The organism is Acidovorax sp. NO-1 (assembly GCF_000238595.1).
In the GTDB taxonomy this organism is placed as follows: domain Bacteria; phylum Pseudomonadota; class Gammaproteobacteria; order Burkholderiales; family Burkholderiaceae_C; genus Acidovorax.
On the sequence record NZ_AGTS01000001.1, the window covers coordinates 1 to 1,367 of the forward strand.

A 1,367-nucleotide genomic window follows, 5' to 3' on the forward strand; every position below is an offset into this window, starting at 1 on the left:
GGCTCTCTTCCGTTTCGGGTGGAACCCCACATCCCCCACCGGGACCATGGTCAGGCCCTTGCCTTTTGCAAAGGATTGCCCGGCAAGTGAGTGAGCTTGCCAGCGATCAGGAACGCCATGGCTACGAAGTGCTCGGTGGTTGCATAGCCACGCGCCTTGGCCTTGCTCGCTTGCAGTAGCGAGTTCACCGCCTCCACATAGCCAGTATGCAGATGGGAGGCATCAAACGCTTTGAGTATTCCTGCCCAGTGTTGCTTGATTGTCTTGGCCAATTCCTTGAATGGCTGCAGGCGGCTGCGTTGCGCCCAGTGCAGCCATTTCTTGAGGGCCTGCGCACTGCGAGCTGCATCTGCGTGTGAATCCCTGTAGATATCGCGCAGCCCTTCCTTCATCCGCCACGCCCTGGCGGTCTTCAATCGGGTGTGGGGCAGCCAATCCATGTTGGCCTGCTCCTTGTCCGTCCATCTGGCTTTGTCTTTGAGCCAGCACCAGCGGGTCTTCTTGAGCCAGCGTTCGCCCCTGGCCTCTTCGCGCCGCACAGCGTCCACTGCCCGGTTGGCCATCTGCACCACATGGAATCCGTCGAAGGCAATGGCCGCCTGGGGCAAGTGCTGGCCAACACCTGCGATGAAGGCCTTGGACATGTCCATGCACACCACCTGGATGGCCTGCGTCTGACCTTGGTGGCTCTTGAAGTCCTCGGTAAACCTTTGCACCGTGCTGGCATCCTTGCCGGGCGTGGCGTAGATCAGGCGCGCCCGCTGCAGGTCGTGCACCAGGGTGATGTAGCTGTGGCCTTTGGCGCAGCTGGTCTCATCGATGCCAATGACCGCCACATCCGCATAGCTCTCCTTGGCCCGTGCCAAGCTGACATGGGCATCGATCTGGCGCCACAAGGCGTTGTCCGCGCAGCGCAGAATGCGCCCACACGCGGCCACCGGCATCTCGCGGGCCAGCGTGAGGGCCAAGGCCTCGAACATGAGCGTAAAGCGGCTGCCCTCTCGCGCCCAGGGCACGTTCAGCTGGGCAGTAGATCCGCAGGCGCTACACGACACCCGAGGCAGCGCGCAGTGCACGTAGGCTTCAAACTGAAAGAAATCCAGATGCCGCCAGCTGCGCTGGCGGTGGTCATGCAGCTTCTGCTGGGCAGCTTCGCAAACGGGGCAGGTTGCATGGCCTGATTGCCAGACCACGTACAGGTCGATACGGCTGCGCTCCAAGTCCAGTGCAACACGCTCTACCGCCCAGGGGGCGGCCAGCCCCAATGCCTGACAAAACAGTGCTTCTTGCATCGGGATGGCTCCTGTTTAACGGGTGTCAAGGGATTTATTTGAACTGTAGCGTTCCACCCGAAACGGAAGAGAGCC

General features: G+C 61.3%; 1 protein-coding gene. It reads right to left on the reverse strand.

Annotated features, from left to right (window positions below; translation table 11 throughout):
- Positions 1-50 precede the first annotated feature (50 nt).
- Complete coding sequence (locus KYG_RS00005; protein ID WP_009871320.1) at positions 51-1,292, reverse strand: ISL3 family transposase; 1,242 nt, start codon at positions 1,290-1,292, stop codon at positions 51-53.
- Positions 1,293-1,367 lie beyond the last annotated feature (75 nt).